Below are 1,278 nucleotides of genomic sequence, written 5' to 3'. Positions count from 1 at the left end.
GGCTGCAGCAGGCCAACGCCAACGCCCGCGCCGCCGGCGACCACCAGGCCCTGGCCGAGGTGGAGCGCGCCTACGCGCGCTTCGACGCGCTGCTGGCCAAGCCGCTGACGGTGCGCCGCGAGCTGCTCAAGAGCGACGCCCTCGGCCAGGCCGAGGAGGCCCTGCGCGAACGCATCAACGCCCTGCAGAACCGCTACGTCGCCGCCGTCGACGAGGCCGAGGCGAGCACCCGCCAGCGCGCCTGGCTGATCGCCGGCCTGCTCGGTCTGATCGGCCTGGCCGTGCTGCTGATCGGCTTCGTCACCGCGCATAGCCTGGCGCAGCGCTTCGGCCGGCCGATCGAGGCGCTGGCGCGCGCCGCCGACCAGATCGGCCAGGGCGACTTCCAGGTCACCCTGCCGCTCTCGCCGCTGCCGGAAATGGCCGCCCTGAGCCGCCGCTTCGGCCTGATGGCCGAGGCCCTGCGCCAGTTCCAGGCGACCAACGTCGAGGCCCTGGTGGGCCAGCAGCGGCGCCTGCAGGCGGTGCTCGACAGCATCGATGACGGCCTACTGATCCTCGACCGCCAGGGCCGCCTGGAGCACGGCAACCCGGTGGCGCAGCGTCAGCTGGGCTGGGACGCAGTGCCCAGGGGCCAGTCGCTCGGCCAGGCGCTGCAACGGGCGGACCTGGACGAGCAGCTGCAGCTGGTGCTGGCCGGAGTCAGCCCGCAGCGCGCGCCGGACGACCTGGCCATCGAGGCCGCCGGCGAGACCCGCCTGCTGGCCTACAGCCTGACGCCGGTGTGCCACGAGCAGGGGCCGCTGCTCGGCGCGGTGATGGTGCTGCGCGACGTCACCGAACAGCGCGCCTTCGAGCGCGTGCGCCGCGAGTTCGTCCTGCGCGCCTCGCACGAGCTGCGCACCCCGGTCACCGGCATGCACATGGCCTTCGCCCTGCTGCAGGAACGCCTGCACTTCGCCGCAGGCAGCCGCGAGGCCGACCTGCTGCGCACCGTCGACGAGGAGATGCAGCGCCTGCTGCGCCTGATCAACGATCTGCTGAATTTCTCCCGCTACCGGAACGGCCTGCAGCAGCTGGAACTGGCGCCCTGCGACGCCGCCGAACTGCTGCGCCAGGCGCAGCAGCGCTTCGCCGCCCAGGCCGCCGAACGCGAGATCGACCTGGGCCTGCAGCTGCACGAGCCGCTGCCGCGCCTGCGCGCCGACCGCCTGCAGCTGGAGCGGGTGCTGGACAACCTGCTCGGCAACGCCCTCGACGCCACAGCCACCCGGGCGG

1 protein-coding gene is annotated in these 1,278 nt (G+C 73.6%); it reads left to right on the top strand.

All coding sequences use genetic code 11. The annotated features are described in order from the left end of the window. Nucleotides 1-1,278: histidine kinase dimerization/phospho-acceptor domain-containing protein (locus tag N878_RS21110; RefSeq protein ID WP_021445519.1), on the top strand; the 1,278-nt coding region annotated here is incomplete at both ends.

This window comes from Pseudomonas sp. EGD-AK9 (assembly GCF_000465935.2).
GTDB lineage: Bacteria > Pseudomonadota > Gammaproteobacteria > Pseudomonadales > Pseudomonadaceae > Aquipseudomonas.
The sequence above is the reverse complement of the archived record's forward strand: the minus strand, read 5'-3'. Positions and strand labels throughout refer to the sequence as shown.